Here is a 23,219-nt window from a genome sequence, read left to right on the forward strand (position 1 = left end):
CCGCCGCACCCGCCCCCGTGTACATTCTGTCCGGCCCGCTGTACGGGCCGTACACTCAGAGCATCATGGACGCCGACGCCCCCACTCTTCGCGCGCTTCTCGCCCGGCGGGATCTGAAGCTCTCGCTCGCCGGCGACGACCTCGATCCGCAGGCGCTGGACCGCGCCATCCGCTGGGTCCACAGCTCGGATCTGGCCGATCCGACGCCGTTCCTCTCCGAGGGCCTGGTGCTCCTCACCACCGGAACGCAGTTCCCGCAGGGCGACGACGCCGACGCGGCCGCCGTCTACCGCTCGTACGTCCATCGCCTGGCGACCCGCGGAGTCGTTGGGCTCGGCTTCGGCACCGAGGTCGTGCGCGCCGGCATTCCGCCCGCCCTCGTCGACGCGTGCAGGGACGAGCGGATGCCGCTGTTCGAGGTGCCGTACCGCACGCCCTTCATCGCCGTGGCCCGGGCCAACGCCGAGGCGATCGCCGCCGAGGCCTACGCGCGGCGCAGCTGGGCCCTCGCCGCGCAGCGCGCGATCGCGCTGGCCGCGTTGCGGCCCGACGGGCTCGGCGCCACCGTTGCGGAGCTGGCCAAGCAGCTCGACACGTGGGTGGGCATGTTCGACGCCGCCGGCGAGCTGTCGCGCGAGCATCCGGCTGGCGGACTCGACGCCGAGACGGCCGCGGCGCTGCAGCGCGAGGTGACCGGCGTGCTGCACCGCGGCGCCCGAGCCGGCTCGTCGCTGCACATCGGCGAGACGCCGTTCTCGCTGCAGACCCTCGGCCGCGGCGGCCACCTGCGCGGCGTCATCGCGATCGCCGCCGGCGACCTCGACCAGGAGGGCCGCGTCGTCGTCACCGCCGTGATCGCGATGGCCGGCCTCGCACTCGAGCAGCAGCAGGGCCTCGGCCGCGCGCGCTCGGCGCTGCGCGCCGGTCTCGTGCAGTCGCTCCTCACAGGCGATCCCGCGCTCGCCCGCCGCACATCGCGGGAGCTGTGGGGGCCGCTGCCCTCCGCCCCCGTCGTCGTGGGAGTGACGGATGCCGCCGCCGCACGCGTCGACGGCATCGCCGAGCTGCTGGAGCTCTGGGCCGACGAGCGTCGCGGCGCGCTGTTCTTCGGTCGCGGTGAGGACGGCTTGGTGATGGTCGTGCCCGCGGGCGACCGCTCGAGCGTCGACGAGCTCGTCGCCCGCTTCGAGGTGCGCGTCGGGTTGTCGGACCCCACCGGCTACGACGGTTTCGCCGCCGCGCTCGGGCAGGCGCGCGTCGCGCGGGACCGCGGCATCGGTCCGGTGACGCAGTTCGCCGAGGTCGCCCGCGCCGGAGTCCTGTCGGCGCTCACGGACGAGGCCCGCGCTCTGGCGCGAGCGGAGCTCGCACCGCTGTACGACCACGACGCCGCGCAGGGCACACACCTCGTCGAGACCGTGAAGGTGTGGCTCGACGAGGACTGCTCGCACGAGGCCACCGCGCAGGCGCTCGGTGTGCACCGGCATACCGTGCGCACGCGCCTCGCCCTCATCGAGCGCGTGCTCGGGCGCGATCTCTCGTCGTTCGCGACCCGCGCCGAACTCTGGGCGGCGCTGCGCGCCCTGGCCTCCTGACCCTCCCCCCGGCCACGACGTTCGCGCGTGCACGCGGTCGTCCCCCGGGGGTTCGTTCGTCACTCGCGCCCGCGATCTCGCCGGACCGGCGGACACAAGGGACGAACGAACCGGGGAAACGGGACGGATCGACGGATCACGCCCGATGCCGGGGACGAGGTGCGGCGATAGCCTGTGGCCCGTGTCGACCACCGCCCGAGACGATGCCCACGTGCCCAACGGCGACGTGTCGTGGTGGTGGCGCAGCCTCGGCGGCACGCCGAGCCCGCGCGCTCCCCTGGCCGGCGACCTCGCCGCCGACGTCGCGATCGTCGGCGGCGGCTACACCGGCCTCTGGACGGCCTACTACCTCAAGCGCGCCCAGCCCGACCTGCGCGTGGTCGTGCTCGAACAGCGCTTCGCCGGGTTCGGGGCATCCGGCCGCAACGGCGGATGGCTCACCAACACCGTCACCGGCGGCCGCGAGCGCTACGCCGAGACGCACGGCCGCGACGCGGCGATCGCGCAGCAGCGCGCGCTCAACGACACCGTCGACGAGGTCATCGCCGTCGCCGCGCGCGAAGGCATCGACGCCGACATCGTCAAGGGCGGCGAGTACGGCGTCGCCCGGACGCCTGCCCAGCTCGCGCGGCTCCGGGCGGCCGTCGCGGCTGAACAGGCCTGGCCGCACACCGACATCGAGCGGATGGATGCCGCGGCCGCAGCATCCCGTATCCGCATCGCCGGAGCGCTCGGCGCCGCATGGCATCCGCACTGCGCCCGGGTGCACCCCGCAAAGCTCGTGCGCGGGCTCGCCGACGCCGTCGAGCGGCTCGGCGTGCCGATCCACGAAGGGACGCATGTGCGGGAGATCGCACCCGGCCAGGCGCTCACCGACCGCGGGACCGTGCGCGCGACCCACGTGCTGCGCGCCACCGAGGGCTTCACCGCCGACCTCCGCGGCGAGCACCGCACGTGGCTGCCGATGAACTCGTCGATGATCGTGACCGAGCCCCTGCCGGCCTCGTTCTGGGACGCGGTCGGCTGGGGCGGATACGAGACGCTCGGCGACTTCGCCCATGTGTACATGTACGCGCAGCGCACGGCCGACGACCGCATCGCGTTCGGCGGCCGCGGCGTGCCCTACCGCTACGGGTCGCGCGTCGACACCGACGGCACGACGCAGGCGCGAACGATCGCCTCGCTCACGCGGCTGCTGCGCGAGTTCTTCCCGGCTGCCGCGGATACGCCGATCGCCCACGCCTGGGCCGGCGTGCTCGGCGTCCCGCGCGACTGGGCCGCGGCCGTCGTCCACGACCGGGCGACCGGCCTCGGCTGGGCCGGCGGCTACGTCGGCACCGGCGTGACCGCGACGAACCTCGCCGGCCGCACGCTCGCCGACCTCGTGCTCGAGCGCGACACCGAGCTCACCCGGCTCCCCTGGGTCGGCCACCGCGCGCGGCGCTGGGAGGTCGAGCCGCTGCGGTGGACCGCCGTGAACGCGATCTACACCGCGTACCGGACGGCGGACCGGGTCGAGGCATCCCGATCCTCCGACCGCACGGCATGGCCCGCCCACATCGCCGACTGGGTCGCCGGCCGCCACTGACCCGGTCGGCCGGGTCGCCCGGCGCGCGGTCAGCGCGGGGCGTGGGCCTCGAGGAACTCGTAGACGTCGGTCGTGTCGACACCGGGGAACGACCCCGTCGGCAGTGTGGCCAGCAGCGTGCGCGGCGTGCGCACGTTCGGCCACGACTGCTCGCGCCACGCCGCCTCGAGCTCGGCGGGGGCCCGCCGGCAGCAGACCTCCACGGAGTGCTTGGAGACCCCGCGGTTCGGGGTGTCGCGGCCGAGGAACCACTTGGTGTCGTCGAAGCGCACGCCGACGCTGATCGAGTGCGCGCCCTCGCTCGAGAGCTCGACGCGGGCCGTGCACCAGTAAGTGCCGTTGCCGGTGTCGGTGTACTGGTAGTACGGGTTGAAGTGGTCGTCGACGTCGAACACGACGCGCGAGGTCCACTTGCGGCAGCACATCTGCCCCTCGATCGCGCCGAGGCGGTCGGTCGGGAAGTTCACGTCGTCGTTCTCGTAGACCTTGGTGATCACGCCCGACTCGTGCACCTTGAGGAAGTGCACGGGAAGGCCCAGGTGCACCGTCGCGAGGTTCGTGAAGCGGTGGGCGGCGGTCTCGTACGACACCGAGTACGCATCGCGGAGGTCCTCGATCGAGAGCGAGCGGTCGGCCTTCGCCTCCTGCAGGAACGGCACGGCGTGCGCCTCCGGGATGAGCAGAGCGCCGGTGAGGTAGTTCGTCTCGACGCGCTGGCGCAGGAAGTCCGCATACGAGGTCGGCTCGCGGTGCCCGAGGATGCGGCTCGACAGTGCCTGCAGCACCGCCGTGCGTGGGTCACCCTTGGTGGCCAGTCGGCTCGACAGGTACAGCCGGCCGTTCTTGATGTCGGCGACCGATCGCGTCGTCTGCGGCAGGTCGGGCACGTAGTGCAGGGTGAATCCGAGGTGCGCGGCGATGTCGGAGGCCGTGCGCTGGGTCAGCGGGCCGCCCGGGTGGTCGACCGCATCGAGGATGCCCCGCGCCTGCTGCTCGAGCTCGGCGAAGTAGTTGTTCTGCGTGCGCATGAGCTTGCGCAGCGCCACGTTCGCGCGTCGCGCCTCTTCAGGAGTCGCCGCGCGCTCGTCGCGCAGCCTCTCGATCTCGCCCTGCAGCGCCAGCATCGCCTTGAGCGCCTCCGTCGGCACCGTCTTGCCGATCCGGAACGGGGGGATGCCGAGCGCCTGGAACGTCTGGCCGCGCATCGCCCGCTCGAGCGAGATCTCGAGCGTGGCGCGCTCGTCGAGCGGCTCGGACTCGAGGATCGCGTCGATCGACGAACCCAGCGCCCGCGCGATCGCCTGCAGCAGCGTGAGCTTGGGCTCGCGGCGTCCGTTCTCGATCATGGACAGCTGGCTCGGCGCACGGTCGACCGCGGAAGCGAGCTCTTCGAGCGTCATCCCGCGGTCGGTGCGCAGCTGCCGGATGCGTCGGCCGATGGTGAGGGGATCCACCTCACCATCGTCCGGGACTTCACCGCGCACATCCGAGGTCAACGTCGTCGTCATGCCGCGATTCTGTCACGAAAGCAGAAATACCGGAAAACTTCACACCCGGATTCGTCGGGTACACCCCCGAACTTCACCCCAGAGTGGTCTCACGACGAACCATCGATCCACACAGAACGTGGATCACCGGATGCCTCGACCCGGCGCACACGCCGGGCAGAGGCATCCCCCACACACTCAACGCAGCCGATCACAGGAAGGCAGGGACATGACACCTGCGACCGCCACCCCGATGCGTACGCGCACCGGCCCCATCCCCACTCAGACCCACGAGCCCTCGATCGAGATCGCCGGCCGCCTCGGCCCGCGCTACGACGAGGTCCTGACGCCTGAGGCGCTCGCGTTCCTCACCGAGCTGCACCACCGCTTCGGCGCCCGCCGCCACGACCGGCTCGCCGACCGCATGCGCCGCCGGTTCGAGATCGGCAACGGGCACGACCCGCAGTTCCGCGACGACACCCGGCACATCCGCGAGGACGCCGAGTGGAAGGTCGCCGGCGCCGGCCCCGGCCTCGAGGACCGCCGCGTCGAGATCACGGGCCCGACCGATCCCAAGATGACGATCAACGCGCTGAACTCCGGCGCCAAGGTGTGGCTCGCCGACCAGGAGGACGCCACCAGCCCGACCTGGAAGAACGTCATCGAGGGCCAGCTGAGCCTGCGCGACGCGATCCGCGGCGAGCTCTCGCACACGAGCCCCGAAGGCAAGCGCTACGAGGTGACGGCGACCGAGACGCCCACCATCGTGATGCGTCCGCGGGGATGGCACCTGCCCGAGCAGCACATCCGCTTCACCGACCGCACCGGCCGCACGATGGCCGCGTCGGGCTCGCTCGTGGACTTCGGGCTGTACTTCTTCCACAACGCCCAGCAGCTGATCGCGAACGGCCGCGGCCCCTACTTCTACATCGCCAAGCTCGAGTCGAGCGAAGAGGCGAAGCTGTGGGACGACGTGTTCACGTTCAGCGAGCAGTACGTCGGCATCCCCCACGGCACGATCCGCGCGACCGTGCTGATCGAGACGCTGCCGGCCGCGTTCGAGATGGAGGAGATCCTCTTCGAGCTGCGCGACCACATCGCGGGCCTGAACGCGGGTCGCTGGGACTACATCTTCTCGATCATCAAGAACTACCGCGGTCGCGGCGCACGGTTCGTGCTGCCCGACCGCAGCGAGGTCACGATGACCGTGCCGTTCATGCGGGCGTACACCGAGCTGCTCGTGAAGACGTGCCACAAGCGCGGCGCCTTCGCGATCGGCGGCATGAGCGCCTTCATTCCGAACCGCCGCGACCCCGAGGTCACGCAGCGCGCGTTCGAGAAGGTGGCCGCCGACAAGAAGCGCGAGGCCGGCGACGGCTTCGACGGCACGTGGGTCGCGCACCCCGACCTCATCCCGGTGGCCCGTGCGGAGTTCGACGCGGTGCTCGGCGATCGCCCGAACCAGCTCGACCGTCAGCGTCCCGAGGTCGAGGTGGCGGCCGCCGACCTGATCGACGTCCACATCGGACGCCCGATCACGACGGCGGGAGTGCACGGCAACGTGTCGGTGGCCATCCGCTACATCGAGGCGTGGCTGCGAGGCCTCGGCGCCGTCGCCATCGACAACCTCATGGAAGATGCCGCGACCGCTGAGATCAGCCGCAGCCAGGTCTGGCAGTGGATCCATCAGGACCGCACCACCGAGGACGGCACGCCGATCACGCGGGAGTCGATCGAGGCGCTCGTCACGCAGGTGCTGGCCGAAGCGGACCGCCGCGAGGGCGATCGGTTCGACGACGCCGCGGACATCTTCCGCGAGGTCGCGCTCGGCCAGGACTTCCCCGCGTTCCTGACGCTGCCCGCCTACGCGAAGTACCTCGTCGAGACCGACTGATCCCCCGCCCCAGAGACGAACAAGGAAACGACAATGACTGCCTACCAGGACGACATCGAAGCCATCCGGGCGCTCAAAGAGCAGCACGGCTCGAGCTGGGATGCCATCGACCCCGAGTCGGCCGCCCGCATGCGCGCACAGAACCGCTTCCGCACGGGCCTCGAGATCGCCCAGTACACGGCCGACATCATGCGCCGCGACATGGCCGAGTACGACGCGGACTCGTCGGTGTACACCCAGTCGCTCGGCGTCTGGCACGGCTTCATCGGGCAGCAGAAGCTCATCTCGATCAAGAAGCACCTCAAGAGCACGAACAAGCGCTACCTCTACCTGTCGGGGTGGATGGTCGCCGCGCTCCGCTCCGAGTTCGGTCCCCTTCCCGATCAGTCGATGCACGAGAAGACGGCGGTCCCGGCCCTCATCGAGGAGCTGTACACGTTCCTCCGTCAGGCCGATGCCCGTGAGCTCGATCTGCTGTTCACGCAGCTCGACGACGCGCGCGTCGCCGGCGACGAGACCGCGGTCGAGTTCATCCAGTCGCAGATCGACAGCTACGAGACCCACGTGGTGCCGATCATCGCCGACATCGACGCGGGCTTCGGCAACCCCGAGGCCACGTATCTGCTGGCGAAGAAGATGATCGAGGCCGGCGCGTGCGCCATCCAGATCGAGAACCAGGTGTCGGATGAGAAGCAGTGCGGCCACCAGGACGGCAAGGTCACGGTTCCGCACGAGGACTTCATCGCGAAGATCAACGCGGTCCGCTACGCCTTCCTCGAGCTCGGCATCGAGAACGGCGTGATCGTGGCCCGCACCGACTCGCTCGGCGCCGGGCTCACGCAGAAGCTCGCCGTCACGCACCAGAGGGGCGACCTCGGCGACCAGTACAACTCCTTCCTGGACGTGGAGGAGATCTCGGAGGCCGACCTCGGCAACGGCGACGTCGTCATCAAGCGCGACGGCACGCTGCTGCGCCCGAAGCGGCTCGCCAGCAACCTGTACCAGTTCCGCTCGGGAACCGGTGAGGAGCGCGTCGTGCTGGACTGCATCACGTCGCTGCAGAACGGCGCCGACCTGCTGTGGATCGAGACCGAGAAGCCGCACGTGGAGCAGATCGCCGGCATGGTCGACGCGATCCGCGAGGTCGTCCCGAACGCGAAGCTCGTCTACAACAACAGCCCGTCGTTCAACTGGACGCTCAACTTCCGCCAGCAGGCGTACGACCTCCTGGCGGAGCAGGGCGAGGATGTCTCGGCCTACGACCGTGGCGACCTGATGAACGTCGCGTACGACGACACCGAGCTCGCGCGACTGGCCGATGAGAAGATCCGCACGTTCCAGCGCGACGGCGCCGCGCGCGCGGGGATCTTCCACCACCTCATCACCCTGCCGACCTACCACACGGCGGCCTTGTCGACCGATGACCTCGCGAAGGGCTACTTCGGCGACGAGGGCATGCTCGCCTACGTGAAGGGCGTGCAGCGTCGCGAGATCCGCGAGGGCATCGCCACGGTGAAGCACCAGAACATGGCGGGAAGCGACATCGGCGACAACCACAAGGAGTACTTCGCCGGCGACGCGGCCCTCAAGGCCGGCGGTCAGCACAACACGATGAACCAGTTCGGCTGAGTTCTCGCACGGATGCCGCGGCCCGCGCACTGCGCCGGGTCGCGGCATCCGTTTACCCGGCGTCAGCGCCCTCGCGCGCCGCACGCACCATCGGATCCGCACGTGCGGACGTGCCGAAGGACACGCCGATGACGGATGCCGCCGCACGGCGTGTCGGGCCTGGTCACCGCAGGAGCGGATCCGATTCTGTGCACGAACCGGTCGAGGGCGATCACCCGAGCAGTCCGCGCTCCATGGCGAGGGTCACGGCGCGCGTGCGGTCGGCGACGCCGAGCTTCTCGAACACCTTGAGCAGGTGCGTCTTGACCGTCGACTCGCCGATGCCGAGGACCACCGCGATCTGCTTGTTGCTGTGGCCCGTCGCGACCAGCCGCAGCACGTCGAGCTCCCTCGCGGTGAGCACCGTCTCGGGCTCCGGCCGCCGCATGCGCTCGACGAGCCTCACCGCCACCTGAGGCGACAGCGCCGACTGCCCCGCCGCCACCGAGCGGATGCCGGCGACGATCTCGGCCTGCGGTGCGGCCTTCAGGAGGTACCCCGTCGCACCGGCCTCGATGGCGGCCAGGATCTGGTCGTCGGACTCGTAGGTCGTGAGGATCAGCACGCGCGGCGGCGGATCGCCTGCCTCTCCCCCGGCGATCCGGGCGGTGGCGGCGACACCGTCGACGTGCGGCATGCGCAGGTCCATCAGCACGACGTCGGGGCGGGTCGCGTCCGCGAGACGCACGGCTTCATCGCCGTCGGATGCCTCGGCCACGACCTCGAAGCCGGGTTCATCCGACAGCAGTCCCGCGAGGCCGGCACGCACCACCGGGTGGTCGTCGGCGATCAGCAGCCGGATCACAGGCGATCTCCCTTCGTCCGCACGGCCTCGGTCACCGCACCTCCCATCGTGGCGGGCATCACCGGGGCGGACGCCCCGGCACCCCGTTCGTCCTGCGACGCCGCCGGAAGCCTGACCGTCAGCGTCGCACCCTCGCCCGGTGCCGAGGCGACGTCGAACGTGCCGCCGGCGAGCGCCACACGCTCGCTCATGCCGTCGAGCCCGAACCCGCTCGTGGGCCGCGAGGTGTCGAAGCCGCGTCCGTCATCGGCGACCTCGAGCACAGCGGCACCGTCCGCCGCGACCTCGACGCGCACCGTCACCTCCGCCGCGGCGGCGTGCTTCGTCACGTTCGACAGCGCCTCCTGCAGGCAGCGCAGCAGCACCACCTGGGCCTCGCGGTCCAGATCGCCTTCCACGGCGGCGGTGTCGAGTGCGATGCGCGCCGCCCCGTGCTCGCGGAACCGCTCGATGAGCCGCTCGACCGCGGCGCCGAAGGCGGGCTCGCGGGGGACGGCCGCCGTGCGGGCGACGAGGGCGCGCGCCTCGGCGAGGGCGTCGCGCGCGACCTGCTCGACCGTCGCGATCGTGGTGGCGGCAGCATCCGTCTGTCCCTCCCTCGACTGCCGGCCCGCCCGCTCGGCGAAGATCACGAGTCCGGCGAGCGTCTGCGCGAGGGTGTCGTGGATGTCGCGGGCAAGGCGCTCGCGCTCGGCGGACGCGCCGCGCTCGCGGCTGAGGGCCTCGACCTCGGTCTGCGCCGCCGTCAGTTCGGCGAGCAGGCGCTCCCGCTCCTCGCCGTACTCGGCGATGCGGACGATCCACAGGCCGATGGCGATCGCGAACGAGAGCGAGAAGACCGCGGTGGTCGCGCCGGCGACGACCGCGTCCAGGTTGGCTCCATAGCCGAAGCTCGCTCCGACGAACACGCTGCCCGCGATCACCGCCGAGCCGCCGATTCCGCGCTTGCGCGAGTCGCCGATGACCCACACCAGGGGGTACGCCAGGGTCTGCAGCATCGCCATGAACGGAGCTGCGCCCGCGCCGATCCCCGCGGCGACGGCTGCCACCGACAGGAAGGCGGGGTACCGCCACGCCGCGCGCGGCGGCTCGATCGCGTCGCGGCCGATCAGAGCGTAGCCCAGCACGAAGAGGCCGATCGCCGCGAGGGCGATCGCGGTGCGCGCGGCGGTCGCGGGCGGGAAGAGGAAGACGAGCGCGATGGCGATGACGGCGCACACGATCGACACGATCGCGTCCCATCCCCGCTTCGTCAGCATCGTCCCTCTTCCCCTCGGCCCACCCGCAGGCTACGCGTCGCGCCGGATCCAGCGGAAGGTGACCCGCGTGAGCACCAGGCCCACGACGAGCCAGACGCCGAGGGCGATCGCGACCCCGGCGAGGTTCCACTCGCCGTTCTGCTCGAGCGTCGCGTACTCCTCGGGGAGGAACACGGCGCGCATGCCCTGCGCCATCCACTTGAGCGGGAAGAGGCCTGCGACGTTCTGCAGCCACTCCGGAAGCTGCGAGAACGTGAGGTACACGCCGGAGATGAACTGGAGCGCGAGGGCGATCGGCACGACCACCGCGGTCGCGCTCTTCCCGGTGCGCGGCACGGACGACAGTGCGACGCCGAGGAGGGCCGACGTCGTGATGCCGAGGACGAACACCCACGCGAACGTCGCCCAGCGCGCGGGCTCCGTCGGCAGCTCGACACCGAGCACCGTGGCCGCGAACAGCAGGAGCAGCGCGGACTGCAGCACTCCCGTGACCAGCACCTGTCCGATCTTGCCGACGAAGTAGCTCACCGGTGACAGCGGCGTGCCGCCGAGTCGCTTGAGCATGCCGTCGGACCGCTCGATCGCGATGTCCATGGCGAGATTCTGGAACCCCGACAGCAGCAGGCCCGCGGCGATCATGCCGGGCAGGTACAGCTCGGCCATCGAGATCGCCGGCACGCCGGGGGCGATCTGCACGTCGCCGTCCGATCCGAACGCGACGCTGAACAGCCCCAGCATGAAGACCGGGAACAGGAACGTGAAGAACAGCGTGTCGCCCGAACGGAAGTACTGCATCAGCTCGAACCGCGTGCGCCAGACTCCGACGCTCAGGACGTTGCGGCGCGCGCGACGCGGACCGGCACCCGCGACCCGCGACTTCTCGACGGTGGCGCTCATCGCACGGTTCCCTTCTTCTCGACGGCCGCACCCGCGGCGGCGTCAGTGGTCTCGCCGACCATCTCGAGGTAGACGTCCTCGAGGCTCGGCCGCACGATCTCGAGCTCGGCGGGCGCGTGGCCCAGCCGCGCGGCCAGGGCGGTCGCGAACGCGAGGGGGTCGTCGGAGCGCTCGTGCCGCAGCATCCCGTCCTCCACCCAGCGCACGATCGGAGCGCGCGCGGCCTCGCCGCCGAACCCCGCGACGGGCCCGATCGCCTGAAGCCGGCCGGCGGCGATCACCGCGACGCGGTCGGCGAGCTGCGCCGCCTCGTCGAGATAGTGCGTGGTCAGCACGATCGTCGTGCCCTCGGCCTGAAGGCGCCGGATGAGCTCCCAGAACTCGCGCCGCGCGTGCGGGTCGAAGCCCGTCGTGGGCTCGTCGAGGAAGAGCAGCTCGGGGCGCCCGATGATCCCGAGGGCCACATCGACCCGCCGCTGCTGGCCGCCCGAGAGCTTCGAGATGCGCGTCTTCGCCTGCGCCTCGAGGCCGACGGCCGCGATCACCTCGTCGACGTCGCGCGGATCCGGGTAGAAGCCCGCGAACTGCCGCAGCTGCTCGCGGACGGTGACGAAACCGGACTGGCCGGTCGACTGCAGCACGATGCCGAGCCGGGCCTTGAGGTTGAGCCCGCCGGTGGCCGGGTCCACCCCGAGCACTTCGACGTCGCCGCCCGTGCGGCGCCGGTACCCCTCGAGGATCTCGACGGTCGTCGACTTGCCGGCGCCGTTCGGCCCGAGCAGGGCGAAGGTCTCGCCGCGCTCGATCTCGAACGACACCCCGTCGACGACCGTGCGGTCGCCGTAGGTCTTGCGCAGGTTCCGCACCCGCACCGCTTGTGTCTGCATGCTTCCAGCGTCACGGAAGACGGATGCTGCGCCCAGCGGTCATCCGCAGGAGACGGCATCCCCCATTCGGTGGATGCCACGGCGCGTCGCGCGCGGTCGCGGCTCGAACGGATCAGTGCCGCGACGCGACCATCACCGGGACCGGCACAGCGCGGGCCTCGGCGTCCGCCCGCTGCTCGGCGCGGAGCATGCGCTGACCGCGGATGCCTCCCGCCAGCGCCCAGGCGAGCAGCCACACCCCCGAGACGACCGTGACGATGAACGCGACGCGCAGGGCGACCTCGGGGTCGAGCAGCAGGACGAGGCTGATCAGGGCGACGAGTCCGCCGAGGATGGCACCCGTGGCGCCGATGATGGTCAGCACGCACCCGCGCGCGAGCCACCACGCGATCCCACCGGCGATGACGAGCACGATGGCGAGCACGACGGCTCCCCAGATCCAGGCGTCCACGACGCACAGGGTACCGCGTCGCCGGGCCGATCCGGAAGAGCGCTTACCCATCGGACGGTCCGTCGCCTTCGTGCGCGCATCCCGCACACGCGCGGGCCACACGTCCGCAATCGGCGCTGAAGCCTCCCGCCGCGCGGACTACGCTCGAACCGTGACAGAACGCGCACCGCTCTCCCGCAAGCTCTCCGCCATCGCCGAGTCCGCGACCCTGAAGGTCGATGCCAAGGCGAAGGCCCTGCAGGCCGCCGGTCGGCCCGTCATCTCGTATGCGGCGGGCGAACCCGATTTCGCGACCCCGCAGTTCATCGTCGACGCCGCCGCGGAGGCCCTCCACAACCCCGCGAACTTCCGCTACACGCCCGCCGCCGGTCTTCCGGTGCTGCGCGAGGCGATCGCCGCGAAGACGCTCCGCGACTCGGGCCTCGAGGTCGACCCGTCGCAGGTCATCGTCACCAACGGCGGCAAGCAGGCCGTCTACCAGGCCTTCCAGACCGTGGTGAACCCCGGCGACGAGGTCCTGCTTCCGGCTCCGTACTGGACCACCTACCCCGAGGCGATCGCGCTGGCCGACGGCATCCCCGTCGAGGTCTTCGCCGGTGCCGACCAGGACTACAAGGTGACCGTCGAGCAGCTGGAGGCCGCCCGCACCGACAAGACCACGGCGCTCGTGTTCGTGTCGCCGTCGAACCCGACCGGGTCGGTCTACACGCTGGAGGAGACCGAGGCGATCGGCCGCTGGGCGGTCGAGCACGGCATCTGGATCATCTCGGACGAGATCTACCAGAACCTCGTCTACGAAGGCACGCGTGCGGTGTCGATCGTGGAGGCGGTGCCGGAGGCCGCGGGCCAGACGATCCTCGTGAACGGCGTCGCGAAGACCTACGCGATGACCGGCTGGCGCCTGGGCTGGATGGTCGGCCCCAAGGACGCCATCAAGATCGCCGGCAACCTGCAGTCGCACCTGTGCTCGAACGTCAACAACATCGCGCAGCGCGCGGCGCTGGCGGCTCTGTCCGGACCGCAGGACGAGGTCGAGCAGATGCGCCAGGCCTTCGACCGCCGCCGCAAGCTGATCGTCGCCGAGCTGTCGAAGATCGACGGCGTCGCGGTGCCGACGCCGCTCGGCGCCTTCTACGCGTACCCCGACGTGCGCGGACTCCTCGGGCGCGAGTGGGCGGGCGTCACGCCGACGACCTCCCTCGAGCTGGCAGACCTCATCCTCGAGAAGGCCGAGGTCGCCGTGGTCCCGGGCGAGGCCTTCGGCCCCTCCGGCTACCTGCGCCTGTCGTACGCGCTGGGCGACGACGCCCTCCTCGAGGGCGTGCAGCGCATGCAGCGCCTCTTCGCGTCGTAGCAGCCCTTTCGGAACGCGGATGCCTCGGGTGCGAGGCATCCGCGTTTCTGCGTCCGTCGGCGGGTCGCTTCGGGGTTCGGGGCGCATTCCGTGCCTCGGGGCGCGCGTCGTGCGCCCCGAACGCTCGCCGCGCGCCCCAAACCCGCAGGGGGGACGGATGCCGCGGCCCGGGGCTAGAGCTCGACGTTCACCAGGACGGGCTCGGGCTGCAGGATCAGGCCGAACTCGGACTGCACGCGGCCCTGGATGAAACGGGCCAGCTCCGCGAGCTCGGCGGCGGTCGCGTGACCACGGTTCGTGAGAGCCAGGGCGTGCTTCGTCGACAGGCCGGCGCGCGAGCGCGGCAGCTTGAAGCCCTTGCGCACGCCCGCGTGCTCGATGAGCCAGCCGGCGCTCACCTTGACGTCGGATTCGACCGTCGTGGGCGCGGGGACATAGCCGTCGAAGTTCGCGAGCGGGATGACGAGCACCGGGTCGAGATCGGGATGCACCGGCCAGCGCGGACACGCCTCGGGGAGCGTGCGGGCGAAGGATGCCGACACCACGGCGTTCTGGAAGAACGACCCGGCGCTGTACGTGTCGGGGTCGTCGGCGTCGAGCACCATGCCCTTGGAGCGCCGGGTCTCGAGGATGCGCTCGCGCACCCACGCGAGGGTCGCCTCGTCGTCGGGGCCGAGGCGCAGCGCGGTGCGGAGCTGATCGCCGGCGATGCGACGGGCGCCCTGGCCGATGTCGGGGAGGTCCAGCGTCACCGAGAGGATCACCGCGCGGCGCGCGGGCACCGAGCCGTAGTGGTGCTTGAGGACGGACGTGCGGAAGCCCAGGCCCAGCTCGGCGGCGGGAACGGTCGACACCTCGCCGGTCGACTCGTCGAGCAGCCCGACCTCGCTGAGGGTCTGCACGATCTCCTGGCCGTACGCTCCGATGTTCTGCACCGGGGCGGCACCGACGGTTCCGGGGATCCCCGACATCGCCTCGATGCCGCCGAGCCCTTCTTCGACCGCGACACCGACGAGGTCGTCCCAGTCGTGGCCCGCCTGCACCCTGAGCCGCACGCGTCCGGGAAGGGGCGACGGCATCCGTTCGATGCCCTTCGTGAGCACGCGCACGACGGTGCCGGCGAAGGGCTCGTCGCCGACGAAGAGGTTCGACCCGCCGCCGAGCACGAGCCACTCGTCGCCGGAGGCCCAGACGTCGCGCAGGGCGTCGACGAGCTCATCGGCGGTGTGGGCGTCGATCATGCGCGCAGGCAGACCGCCGGTGCGCAGCGTCGTGAGCCGCGCGAGCGGGATGGGGGTGACGTCGGGCATGCGTCAGGCGGTCCGGACGCGCACCTGCGCCTTGACGAGCACGGTGGCACCCTCGAACGACACGGTCAGGTCGATGCGGGCGGACTCCTCGTCGACCGCGCCGACCTTGGCGACGACGGTCACGTCGGCTCCGGTCTCGGGGTCGACGACGACGGGCTTGGTGAAGCGCACGCCGTACTCGAGGATGCGGCCGGTGTCGCCGACCCACGACTCGATCGTGCCGACGGCGAGGCCCATCGTGAGCATGCCGTGGGCGAGCACGCCCGGCAGGCCCACCGCGGCAGCGACGTCGTCGCGGTAGTGGATCGGGTTGAAGTCCCCGGATGCCCCGGCGTACCGCACGAGCGACTCGCGCGTGAGGTGCACGGTGCGCTCGGCGACCACGTCGCCGACGGTCAGGTTCTGAAGCGCGTTCACTGGTCGCCCTCCCCCACGAGCAGGACGGTCGTCGTGGTGACGACGTGGTCGCCCGCGGCATCCGTGATCTCGGACTCGCTCGTCACCATCGCGGCCGCGCCCATGGCACGCAGGCCGGTGACCGACAGCTTCGCGGTGAGCTCGTCGCCCGCCACGATCGGCCGGGAGTAGCGGAACTTCTGCTCGGCGTGCAGCACGTTCTTGAGCACGATGCCCGAGTCGGGCTCGCCGAGCAGCTGCTGGAGCGTCGCATCGGTCACGACGATCGCGAAGGTCGGCGGCGCGACGACGTCGGCGTAGCCGAGCGCCTGGGCGGCGGTGAGGTCGGTGTGCTGCGGGTCATCGGCGAAGACGGCGCGCGCGAACTCGCGCACCTTCTCGCGACCCACGAGGTAGGGGGTCGTCGGCGGGAAGTCGCGGCCGACGAGCTCGGGGTTCACTGGCACCAGGCCATCCTACCGAGCGGCGTCCCCCGGCCCGGCCGGGCCGGCCTCCGGGCGCGGGCGGCCGCGCCAGGCCCGCAGGCCCATCTGCACCGCGATGATCACGAGGTAGGCGGCGAAGAGCATGTTGCCGACGAACGGATCGATGAGCGTCGCCGCCCACGCGCCGAGCGCCGTCGTGGTGCACGCCGCCAGCCCGACGATCGCCGCCGCGACGAGGTCGACGTTGCGCCGCCGGATGTTGCCGACCGTGCCCGAGACGGCCGTCGGGATCATCATGAGCAGCGACGTGCCCTTGGCCACGAGGTCGCTCGTGCCGAACAGCACCATGAGCGCGGGAACCACGATGATGCCGCCGCCGACGCCGATGAGCCCCGACAGGATGCCGGTGACCACGCCCAGCACGACGAGCAGGACTCCGCTCAGCCAGGTGAGGGAGAACTCGGCATCGCGGGAGGGGACCACGATGAAGAGGCTGACGATCACCGCGGCGAGGAAGCCGACGAACGCCCACCGCAGCACCGTCAGCGAGAGCCGCGGGAGCAGCCACGTGCCGATCTGTGCGCCGAACACCGCACCCGCCGCGAGCAGCAGCGCGGGGATCCAGGCGACCGAGCCGTGCACGGCGTAGGAGATGACGCCCACCGTCGCGGTGGGCACGATCGCGGCCAGCGATGTGCCCGCGGCGAGCCGCTGGTCGAAGCGGAGGAACAGCACCAGGAACGGCACGATGACCGTGCCGCCGCCCACGCCGAACAGGCCCGACAGCAGACCTGCGAGCAGGCCGATGCCGATGCAGGTGAGGAAGAACCGAGCGTCGTGGAGAGGGCGCGCCGTCTCGGGCGAGGTCATTCGTACGACAGGTTGTCGATGACCCACTCGCCGTCCGACTGCACGAGCGTGTAGTGGTAGACCGTGGCGCCGGGCTCCGGGTCGGTCGGCCGGCCGTCCTCGTCGATGAGCGCGGTGTACGTCTCGTTCGTCGTCACCGCGACCTGGTCGCCGACGGTCTCCACATCGGTGACCGTGATCTCGTACTCGTCGAAGTTCTCGTCGAATGCGGCGGCCTGGGAGTCGAACGCGGCGCAGTCGAGCACCCCGACGGTGTCGCGGAAGTTCTCGGACGTGGCGGCGGCGAACGAGTCGCAGTCGCCCTCCTGCCAGGCGTCGTCGTACAGGCCCACGGTCGCGACGGCCGCGCGCTCGTCATCGGACTGGCCGGCGCTGTTCGCGGTCGACGCCGAGAGGAGCAGCAGCGGGATCACGACGGCTGCGGCGATGACGATGCCGAGCAGCAGCACGCCGAGCACCACCCACACGATCCAGAGCTTCGAGGTGCTTCGCGGCTCGGTCGCCGCGGCGAAGCCGCCGCCGGCGAAGGCGATTCCCGCGGGCGTTCCGGGGTGCACGCCCAGCGGATACCCCTCGACCGGCGCGCCCCCTTCCTGCACCGGGTACGGCTGCGCCGCCGGGGAGACGGGCTCCGTCGCGAACGCCTGCGACCCGCCCGACCCAGACGCGTCGGCCCCGGCGACGATCTCCGCCTCGGTCGGAGCCGGCGATGCCTCCGGGTCGGGCTGAGCGACGTGCTCCGTCCACTGCGCACCGTCCCACCAGCGCATCGCGCCGTGACCGTCGTCGTACCAGCCGGGAGGAGTCGTCGTCATCCTCAAACCCTATCCCCGCGCCCTCTGCAGGCACCGATCGCGGATGCTGCGCCCCGGCGCAGGGACGCAGCATCCGGTCCCCGGAGTCAGCGGTCGAGGACGGCGCGGGCGCTGCGTTCGGGGGTGAGGTCGAGACGGCGCAGCAGCTGCGCGTTGAGCGCCACGACGACCGTCGACAGCGACATCAGTATCGCGCCCACCGACATCGGCAGGACGAAGCCGATCGGGGCGAGGATGCCGGCCGCGAGCGGGACCGAGATCAGGTTGTAGCCCGCGGCCCACCAGAGGTTCTGCGTCATCTTGCGGTAGCTCGCGCGCGACAGCTCGATCACCGACAGCACTGAGCGCGGATCGCTCGACGCCAGCATGACCCCCGCCGATCCGATCGCGACGTCGGTGCCGGCGCCGATCGCGATGCCGACGTCGGCACGCGCGAGCGCAGGGGCGTCGTTGACGCCGTCGCCCACCATCGCGACCTTGAGGCCCTCGCCCTGCAGTTCCGCGACCTTCCGCTCCTTGTCCTCCGGACGCACGCCGGCGAAGACGCGACGGATGCCGAGCGCCTCGGCGACGGATCGTGCGACGGGCTCGGCATCGCCCGTGATCATGACGACCTCGACGCCCAGCCGGTGCAGCGCGTCGACGGCCTCGCGCGATTCGGGGCGGATCTCGTCGGCGAGCGCGAGGCCTCCGACGACGGAGCCGTCGCGCACGACGTGCAGCACGATCGACCCCTGTTCGCGCCACGCGCCCGCGGCCGCGATGTCGGCACCCCCGATCTCGTCGAGGAGGCGCGGGCCGCCCACCCGCACGACGTGCCCGCCGACGGTCGCGGTCACACCGACCGCCGGTGACGACTGGAAGCCGGAGGCGGAGGCGACCGCAAGGCCGCGCTGCTGGGCGGCACGCACGATCGCCTTCGCGAGGGGGTGCTCACTGTCGGCCTCGGCCGCAGCGGCGAGCGCGAGCACGCCGTCGGCGTCGATGTCGGCCGCCGCGGCGACGTCGACCACGGTGGGCTCGCCCTTCGTGAGGGTGCCCGTCTTGTCGAACAGCACCGCGCCGATCGTGCGCATGCTCTCGAGCGCCAGGCGGTCCTTGATCAGCACACCGCCGCGCGCGGCACGTTCCGTGGCGATCGACACCACGAGCGGGATCGCCAGGCCCAGTGCGTGCGGGCAGGCGATGACGAGAACGGTGATGGTGCGCACGACCGCCTCGTCGGGAAGACCGAAGGCGGTCCACACGATCGCGGTCAGCGCCGCGGCACCGAGGGCGAACCAGAACAGCCAGCCGGCCGCACGGTCGGCCAGGCGCTGCGCACGCGACGTCGAGCTCTGCGCTTCGGCGACGAGCCGCTGGATGCCGGCGAGGGTGGTGTCGTCGCCGGTCGCGGTGACCTCGACCCGCAGCCCCGAGTCGGTGGCGACCGTGCCGGCGGTCACGTGGTCGCCGACGCCGCGGGCGACCGGCCGGGACTCGCCCGTCACCATCGACTCGTCCATGTCGGCGCCGCCGCCCACGATCCGGCCGTCGGCGGGAACACTGCCGCCGGGTCGCACCACGACGACGTCGCCGAGCCGCAGCTCGGACGGTGCGACCGTGACGATGCGGTCGCCCTCCACGCGCTCCGCCTCGTCGGGGAGGAGCGCGGCGAGGGAGTCCAGCGCCGAGGTCGTCTGGGCGAGCGAGCGCATCTCGATCCAGTGGCCGAGCAGCATGATCACGATGAGGAGGGCCAGCTCCCACCAGAACTCGAGCTCATGGTGCATCAGCCCGAGGCTCGCACCCCACGACGCGAAGAACGCGACCGTGATCGCGAGGCCGATGAGGAGCATCATGCCGGGCTTGCGGGAGCGCAGCTCCGACACGGCGCCCGAGAGGAAGGGCCAGCCGCCCCAGAAGTACATGACGGTGCCGAGCAGCGGCGAGATCCAGCCGATCCACGGGGCGTCGGGCAACGTGTAGCCGAGCACCATCGCGAACATGCCGGAGAACGCGACCACGGGCACCGCGAGGGCGAGGTTGATCCAGAACAGCCGGCGGAAGCGGGCGACGTGGTCCGCGCCGTGACCGGCGTGCCCCATGTGGCCGCCGTGTCCGGCGTGGCCGCCGGACGCGATGTGATCCGCGTGCGCCGCGCGGGCGGGGCCGGTCGCGGCGGTCGCGCTCATGGCCTGACGAGCCGCCTGATCGCCGTCGGCGTGGACATGTGCCGCGTGGTCGTGTGCCGCGTGGTCGTGCCCGGAGTGTTCATGGTCGCGATGCGGATCGGTCACGGTGCTCTCCTCGTCGAAGTACGTCTCCGTTATACCCCCTGGGGGTATCACCTTCAATCGTCACCGCGATCGCGTTATTCCCACGGACTCGCCCCTCCCGGACGGGTCCTGGGACCGCAGGTCACCGCAGCATGCGCACGTCGATGATCGACGGCACCATCGGGTCGGTCTGCTCGGCGCCGTCGAAGTCGAAGCCGTTGCGCCGGTAGAAGGCGATGGCGCGGGAGTTCTCCTTCGCCACCCACAGGACTGCGGGACCCTCGTCGAGCACCGCATCGAGCAGCGCCTGCCCTGCTCCTCCGCCGTGATCCGCGGCCGCGACGTAGAGCATGTACAGCTGGCGCTCGCAGGGCGGCGGCGCCCCGTCGAACTCCAGGCCCGGTCCCGAGCTCGCGAAGCCGATGATGCGACCCTCGCTCTCGGCGACCCAGACGCGCCATTCGTCGCGCGGGTTGCCGAGGATGCGGGCCCACATGCTCTGTCGCCCGTGCACGAAGTCGTCGTCGAAGAAGCCGGCGGGCAGGAGGTGGGTGTACGTCTCTCGCCACGTCGCCACGTGGAGCGCGGCGATCTCTGCCGCGTCGCGCGGCTCGGGCACGCGCAGGGTGAATGTCATGCCGTCATCCTTCCAGCGGCCGGAGCAGGCGGACAGAGGCGTCACCCGCTGGGCCGTAAGCCGCGAAGAAGCGGTCCCGGAAGGCGTCCATGCGCCACACCGGCGACGCGTCCGACGGGCGCAGCCCGGCAGTCCAGTTCCAGTCGGCGATCGCGTCGAAGACCGCCGCGTCCTTCGCGATGATGCTGATCGGCACGTCGCGACTCGCGCCCTCGCCGCTCACCACCGCGGCCGGCTGGTGGTCGCCGAGCATGACCACGACCAGGTTCGGATCATCGACGTTCTCGAGGAAGGACAGCATCGACCCGAGCGCGTACTCGACCGATCTCCCGTAGGAGCGCTGGATCGTCTTCGGGTCCTTCCAGACCTCGCTCGCCTGCGCACTCCGCGCCGGCTGGTCGTCGTAGATCGATCCGTCTCCCACCTCGTCCCACGGCACGAGCTCAGGAAGCGGCGCCCACGGCGTGTGGGACGACACCAGATCGAGCTCGGCCATGACGGGATGGTCCGACGACGCGAGCACCCGGTCGGCGAAGTGCTTGAGCGTGTACTGGTCGGGGATGCGCGCGTACCCGAACGACGGGCCGCGGTAGCCGACGTTCGTCGCGTCGAGCATCGTGTCGTAGTGATAGAACGACTTCCCGACGTCCCACGGATGCCGGTTCGACGGGACGTCGCTCACCGTGCGCCAGCCCGCACGGCCGAAAGCCGCGCTCAGCGTGAGCCGATCGGTCCGCACCACCAGGTCGTACACCGCTTGGGAGTCGACCCAGACCCCCGCCTGCAGCGTCGAGTGCGCCAGCCAGCTCACCCCGCCGTAGGTGGGCGAGGTCAGCCAGGCGCTCCGCGTCGCGTACCCGTCGGCCCGGAGGGCCTCCTCGCCACGGCGCAGGACGCCGTTCACCCCGTCCGCGATGCCCTCGCCTTCGAGCGCCACGCGCCCGTAGCTCTCCACGAACACGAACAGCACGTCCTTGCCCTGCAGTGCCGTCAGCAGGTCGCCCGCCGGCACTGCCGCGAACGGATCGTCGGCGAGGTCGCGGGCGACCTGCGCCCTGGTCTCGAGCGCCGAGACGGCGCGCGACACCGCAGAGCCGACGGATGTGGCGGATGCCGCGGCAGCGACCGGGTCCTGGATCCGCAGGGGCGGCGCCACCGCCGCCATGACGATCCAGGCCATGGTGACGGCGGCGAGCACGGTGCGCCCGCGATCGCCTCGGCGTCGCAGCGTGGCATCCACGCGGAGCGCAGCCCAGCCCGCGGCGATCCCCACGGCGACGATCACGCCGGCGGCCGCGGTGAACACCGCGCTCGCCGGCCCCGGCCCGATCGCCGAGGCGACGACGCCGTAGGCGTCGCCCAGCTGCAGCCAGTCGAGCGGGACGAAATGGATGCCGAGCGCCGCCTCGTAGCCGCGATCGATGCTCGCGAGGAGGACGGCGGCGGCCACGAACACCCCGAATGCGATCGCGACGGCGCGGCGCAGCATCCGCCACGGAATCAGCGCCAGCACGAGCAGCACCACGATCGATTCGACCGGGATGCGGACGAGGTCGACGACCGACCCCGTCGCGAGGGCACCCGGGATGAGGGGAAGCACGACCAGGACGGCGATCGCGCCGCCGAGCGCGAGCCGTCTGCGCCACACCGGGGCGACCTGCGAGCCGGACATCGTGCTCACGGGCGTTCGACGGCGATGCGTCCGGCTCCCGTCGGCTGCGGATGAGAGTCGAGCATGCCGAAGCGGTCGGACAGCGCGTAGCGCAGCAGGACGACGTCGCCGATCTGGCGCGTGTCGGCCAGGTGCGCCCGACGCGAGGCCGTCCAGGGATAGGCGGCGGGCCCGACCACCCGCGGCGCCCCGGTCTCGCCGACGAAGAACGGTGCGACCACCAGGTGCAGCTCATCGACGAGGTCTGCACCGAGGAACTGGGTCAGCACGGTGCCGCCGCCCTCGACCATGAGGCTGCGCACGCCGTGGTGGGCGCCGAGGTCGTCGAGCAGAGCGTCCATCGTGACGCACTCGTCGCCGATCCCCACCACGACCGCACGATGGCCGAGCCGGGCGGAGAGCTCCGCCGCGCGCTCCCGCGGGCAGTAGACGATGCGAGGCCCCTCGCCCGTCGTGAAGAACGCGGCGTCAGCCGGCAGGTCCCCGCTCGCGGTGACCGTCACCTTCGCCGGGGACTCCTGACGCCCCGCAGCCCGCCGACGCGCGCGGCGCGCGGCATCCCGCACCAGCAGGCGGGGGTTGTCGCGTCGCACGGTCGATGCGCCGACCATGATCGCGTCGTGAAGAGCGCGCACGTCGTCGACGCGGTCGAGATCGGCGGCGTTCGACATCGCGAGCCGGTGCGGCTCGGCACTGTCGAGATATCCGTCGATCGACATCGCGCAGCTGAGGGTGACGTACGGGCGCTCGCTCATGCGGATCTCCTCTTCCCGATGATGCTCCTCGCGGGCACCGATCGGAAGCGGTCGGCGACCAGCGCGAGCGCGCCCGGCAGGACGGCGACCACGGTCAGCACGCCGAACGCGGTCGAGACGGCCACGCCGGCGCCGGCGCCGAGTCCCGCGAGCGCGAACGCCGAGGCGGCGACCG

The 23,219-nt window shown here is 71.5% G+C and carries 20 protein-coding genes; 5 read left to right on the top strand and 15 right to left on the bottom strand.

What is annotated here, in order from left to right:
• Positions 1 to 65 precede the first annotated feature (65 nt).
• Positions 66 to 1,595: a PucR family transcriptional regulator gene (locus AC3A46_RS04670; RefSeq protein ID WP_487664041.1), complete on the top strand. Its 1,530-nt coding sequence runs from the start codon at positions 66 to 68 to the stop codon at positions 1,593 to 1,595.
• Between the two features lie 181 nt (positions 1,596 to 1,776).
• Positions 1,777 to 3,183: an NAD(P)/FAD-dependent oxidoreductase gene (locus tag AC3A46_RS04675; RefSeq protein WP_487664042.1), complete on the top strand. Its 1,407-nt coding sequence runs from the start codon at positions 1,777 to 1,779 to the stop codon at positions 3,181 to 3,183.
• Between the two features lie 29 nt (positions 3,184 to 3,212).
• Here the strand turns inward: AC3A46_RS04675 and AC3A46_RS04680 are convergent, their stop codons facing one another.
• Positions 3,213 to 4,691 carry a helix-turn-helix domain-containing protein gene (locus tag AC3A46_RS04680; protein WP_487664043.1) on the bottom strand — a complete coding sequence of 493 codons (1,479 nt, stop codon included), beginning with the start codon at positions 4,689 to 4,691 and terminating at the stop codon, positions 3,213 to 3,215.
• Positions 4,692 to 4,923: 232 nt separating this feature from the next.
• Here AC3A46_RS04680 and aceB point away from each other — a divergent pair, with 232 nt between their 5' ends.
• Complete coding sequence (gene aceB / locus AC3A46_RS04685; RefSeq protein WP_487664061.1) at positions 4,924 to 6,564, top strand: malate synthase A; 1,641 nt, start codon at positions 4,924 to 4,926, stop codon at positions 6,562 to 6,564.
• Positions 6,565 to 6,597: 33 nt separating this feature from the next.
• Entirely contained in the window at positions 6,598 to 8,193 is a 1,596-nt protein-coding gene (locus tag AC3A46_RS04690; RefSeq protein WP_487664044.1) for an isocitrate lyase, read from the top strand.
• Between the two features lie 211 nt (positions 8,194 to 8,404).
• Here AC3A46_RS04690 and AC3A46_RS04695 read toward each other — a convergent pair whose 3' ends face one another.
• The 5 genes from AC3A46_RS04695 to AC3A46_RS04715 all read right to left on the bottom strand — a co-directional run bounded on the left by AC3A46_RS04695 (position 8,405) and on the right by AC3A46_RS04715 (position 12,531).
• Positions 8,405 to 9,037: a response regulator gene (locus AC3A46_RS04695; RefSeq protein ID WP_056369052.1), complete on the bottom strand. Its 633-nt coding sequence runs from the start codon at positions 9,035 to 9,037 to the stop codon at positions 8,405 to 8,407.
• Positions 9,034 to 10,296 (bottom strand): sensor histidine kinase, encoded by a 1,263-nt coding sequence (locus AC3A46_RS04700; protein WP_487664045.1) that lies wholly within the window; start codon positions 10,294 to 10,296, stop codon positions 9,034 to 9,036. Before AC3A46_RS04700 ends, AC3A46_RS04695 begins: the two co-directional genes overlap by 4 nt.
• A 30-nt stretch (positions 10,297 to 10,326) precedes the next feature.
• The gene (locus tag AC3A46_RS04705; protein WP_487664046.1) at positions 10,327 to 11,193 is read right to left on the bottom strand and encodes an ABC transporter permease; all 867 of its coding nucleotides are present in this window, start codon (positions 11,191 to 11,193) and stop codon (positions 10,327 to 10,329) included.
• The gene (locus AC3A46_RS04710) at positions 11,190 to 12,080 is read right to left on the bottom strand and encodes an ABC transporter ATP-binding protein (protein WP_487664047.1); all 891 of its coding nucleotides are present in this window, start codon (positions 12,078 to 12,080) and stop codon (positions 11,190 to 11,192) included. Before AC3A46_RS04710 ends, AC3A46_RS04705 begins: the two co-directional genes overlap by 4 nt.
• 112 nt (positions 12,081 to 12,192) lie before the next feature.
• Positions 12,193 to 12,531, bottom strand: a complete 339-nt coding sequence (locus tag AC3A46_RS04715; protein WP_487664048.1) for a hypothetical protein — start codon at positions 12,529 to 12,531, stop codon at positions 12,193 to 12,195.
• 151 nt (positions 12,532 to 12,682) lie between these two features.
• On the opposite strand from AC3A46_RS04715, the gene AC3A46_RS04720 reads away from it, so the two are divergent.
• The gene (locus AC3A46_RS04720) at positions 12,683 to 13,885 is read left to right on the top strand and encodes a pyridoxal phosphate-dependent aminotransferase (RefSeq protein WP_310245087.1); all 1,203 of its coding nucleotides are present in this window, start codon (positions 12,683 to 12,685) and stop codon (positions 13,883 to 13,885) included.
• A 173-nt stretch (positions 13,886 to 14,058) separates the two neighbouring features.
• On the opposite strand, the gene AC3A46_RS04725 is transcribed toward AC3A46_RS04720, so the two are convergent.
• The 9 genes from AC3A46_RS04725 to AC3A46_RS04765 form a co-directional block, all read right to left on the bottom strand.
• Entirely contained in the window at positions 14,059 to 15,195 is a 1,137-nt protein-coding gene (locus AC3A46_RS04725; protein ID WP_487664049.1) for a UDP-N-acetylmuramate dehydrogenase, read from the bottom strand.
• Between the two features lie 3 nt (positions 15,196 to 15,198).
• Complete coding sequence (locus tag AC3A46_RS04730; RefSeq protein ID WP_487664050.1) at positions 15,199 to 15,612, bottom strand: MaoC/PaaZ C-terminal domain-containing protein; 414 nt, start codon at positions 15,610 to 15,612, stop codon at positions 15,199 to 15,201.
• Entirely contained in the window at positions 15,609 to 16,058 is a 450-nt protein-coding gene (locus AC3A46_RS04735; RefSeq protein ID WP_310285175.1) for an FAS1-like dehydratase domain-containing protein, read from the bottom strand. The genes AC3A46_RS04730 and AC3A46_RS04735 overlap by 4 nt, the downstream gene beginning before the upstream one ends.
• A 9-nt stretch (positions 16,059 to 16,067) precedes the next feature.
• On the bottom strand, positions 16,068 to 16,907 hold the full coding sequence (locus AC3A46_RS04740) for a sulfite exporter TauE/SafE family protein (protein WP_487664051.1): 840 nt from the start codon (positions 16,905 to 16,907) through the stop codon (positions 16,068 to 16,070).
• On the bottom strand, positions 16,904 to 17,722 hold the full coding sequence (locus tag AC3A46_RS04745) for a DUF2510 domain-containing protein (RefSeq protein ID WP_487664052.1): 819 nt from the start codon (positions 17,720 to 17,722) through the stop codon (positions 16,904 to 16,906). The genes AC3A46_RS04740 and AC3A46_RS04745 overlap by 4 nt, the downstream gene beginning before the upstream one ends.
• An 86-nt stretch (positions 17,723 to 17,808) precedes the next feature.
• Entirely contained in the window at positions 17,809 to 20,001 is a 2,193-nt protein-coding gene (locus tag AC3A46_RS04750) for a heavy metal translocating P-type ATPase (RefSeq protein ID WP_487664053.1), read from the bottom strand.
• A gap of 121 nt (positions 20,002 to 20,122) precedes the next feature.
• Positions 20,123 to 20,617 (bottom strand): N-acetyltransferase family protein, encoded by a 495-nt coding sequence (locus tag AC3A46_RS04755; RefSeq protein WP_487664054.1) that lies wholly within the window; start codon positions 20,615 to 20,617, stop codon positions 20,123 to 20,125.
• Positions 20,618 to 20,621: 4 nt separating this feature from the next.
• Positions 20,622 to 22,298: an LTA synthase family protein gene (locus tag AC3A46_RS04760; protein ID WP_487664055.1), complete on the bottom strand. Its 1,677-nt coding sequence runs from the start codon at positions 22,296 to 22,298 to the stop codon at positions 20,622 to 20,624.
• Entirely contained in the window at positions 22,295 to 23,044 is a 750-nt protein-coding gene (locus AC3A46_RS04765) for a RibD family protein (protein ID WP_487664056.1), read from the bottom strand. The genes AC3A46_RS04760 and AC3A46_RS04765 overlap by 4 nt, the downstream gene beginning before the upstream one ends.
• Positions 23,045 to 23,219 lie beyond the last annotated feature (175 nt).

Source organism: Microbacterium sp. Soil_C_42, from assembly GCF_057656735.1.

Bases quoted from the DNA above. Each gene is read 5' to 3' on its own strand.
- AC3A46_RS04700 (WP_487664045.1), bottom strand. From the start codon at position 10,296: ATGCTGACGAAGCGGGGATGGGACGCGATCGTGTCGATCGTGTGCGCC.
- AC3A46_RS04725 (WP_487664049.1), bottom strand. From the start codon at position 15,195: ATGCCCGACGTCACCCCCATCCCGCTCGCGCGGCTCACGACGCTGCGC.
- AC3A46_RS04680 (WP_487664043.1), bottom strand. From the start codon at position 4,691: ATGACGACGACGTTGACCTCGGATGTGCGCGGTGAAGTCCCGGACGAT.
- AC3A46_RS04740 (WP_487664051.1), bottom strand. From the start codon at position 16,907: ATGACCTCGCCCGAGACGGCGCGCCCTCTCCACGACGCTCGGTTCTTC.
- AC3A46_RS04765 (WP_487664056.1), bottom strand. From the start codon at position 23,044: ATGAGCGAGCGCCCGTACGTCACCCTCAGCTGCGCGATGTCGATCGAC.
- AC3A46_RS04690 (WP_487664044.1), top strand. From the start codon at position 6,598: ATGACTGCCTACCAGGACGACATCGAAGCCATCCGGGCGCTCAAAGAG.
- aceB (WP_487664061.1), top strand. From the start codon at position 4,924: ATGCGTACGCGCACCGGCCCCATCCCCACTCAGACCCACGAGCCCTCG.
- AC3A46_RS04670 (WP_487664041.1), top strand. From the start codon at position 66: ATGGACGCCGACGCCCCCACTCTTCGCGCGCTTCTCGCCCGGCGGGAT.
- AC3A46_RS04755 (WP_487664054.1), bottom strand. From the start codon at position 20,617: ATGACATTCACCCTGCGCGTGCCCGAGCCGCGCGACGCGGCAGAGATC.
- AC3A46_RS04705 (WP_487664046.1), bottom strand. From the start codon at position 11,193: ATGAGCGCCACCGTCGAGAAGTCGCGGGTCGCGGGTGCCGGTCCGCGT.
- AC3A46_RS04745 (WP_487664052.1), bottom strand. From the start codon at position 17,722: ATGACGACGACTCCTCCCGGCTGGTACGACGACGGTCACGGCGCGATG.
- AC3A46_RS04710 (WP_487664047.1), bottom strand. From the start codon at position 12,080: ATGCAGACACAAGCGGTGCGGGTGCGGAACCTGCGCAAGACCTACGGC.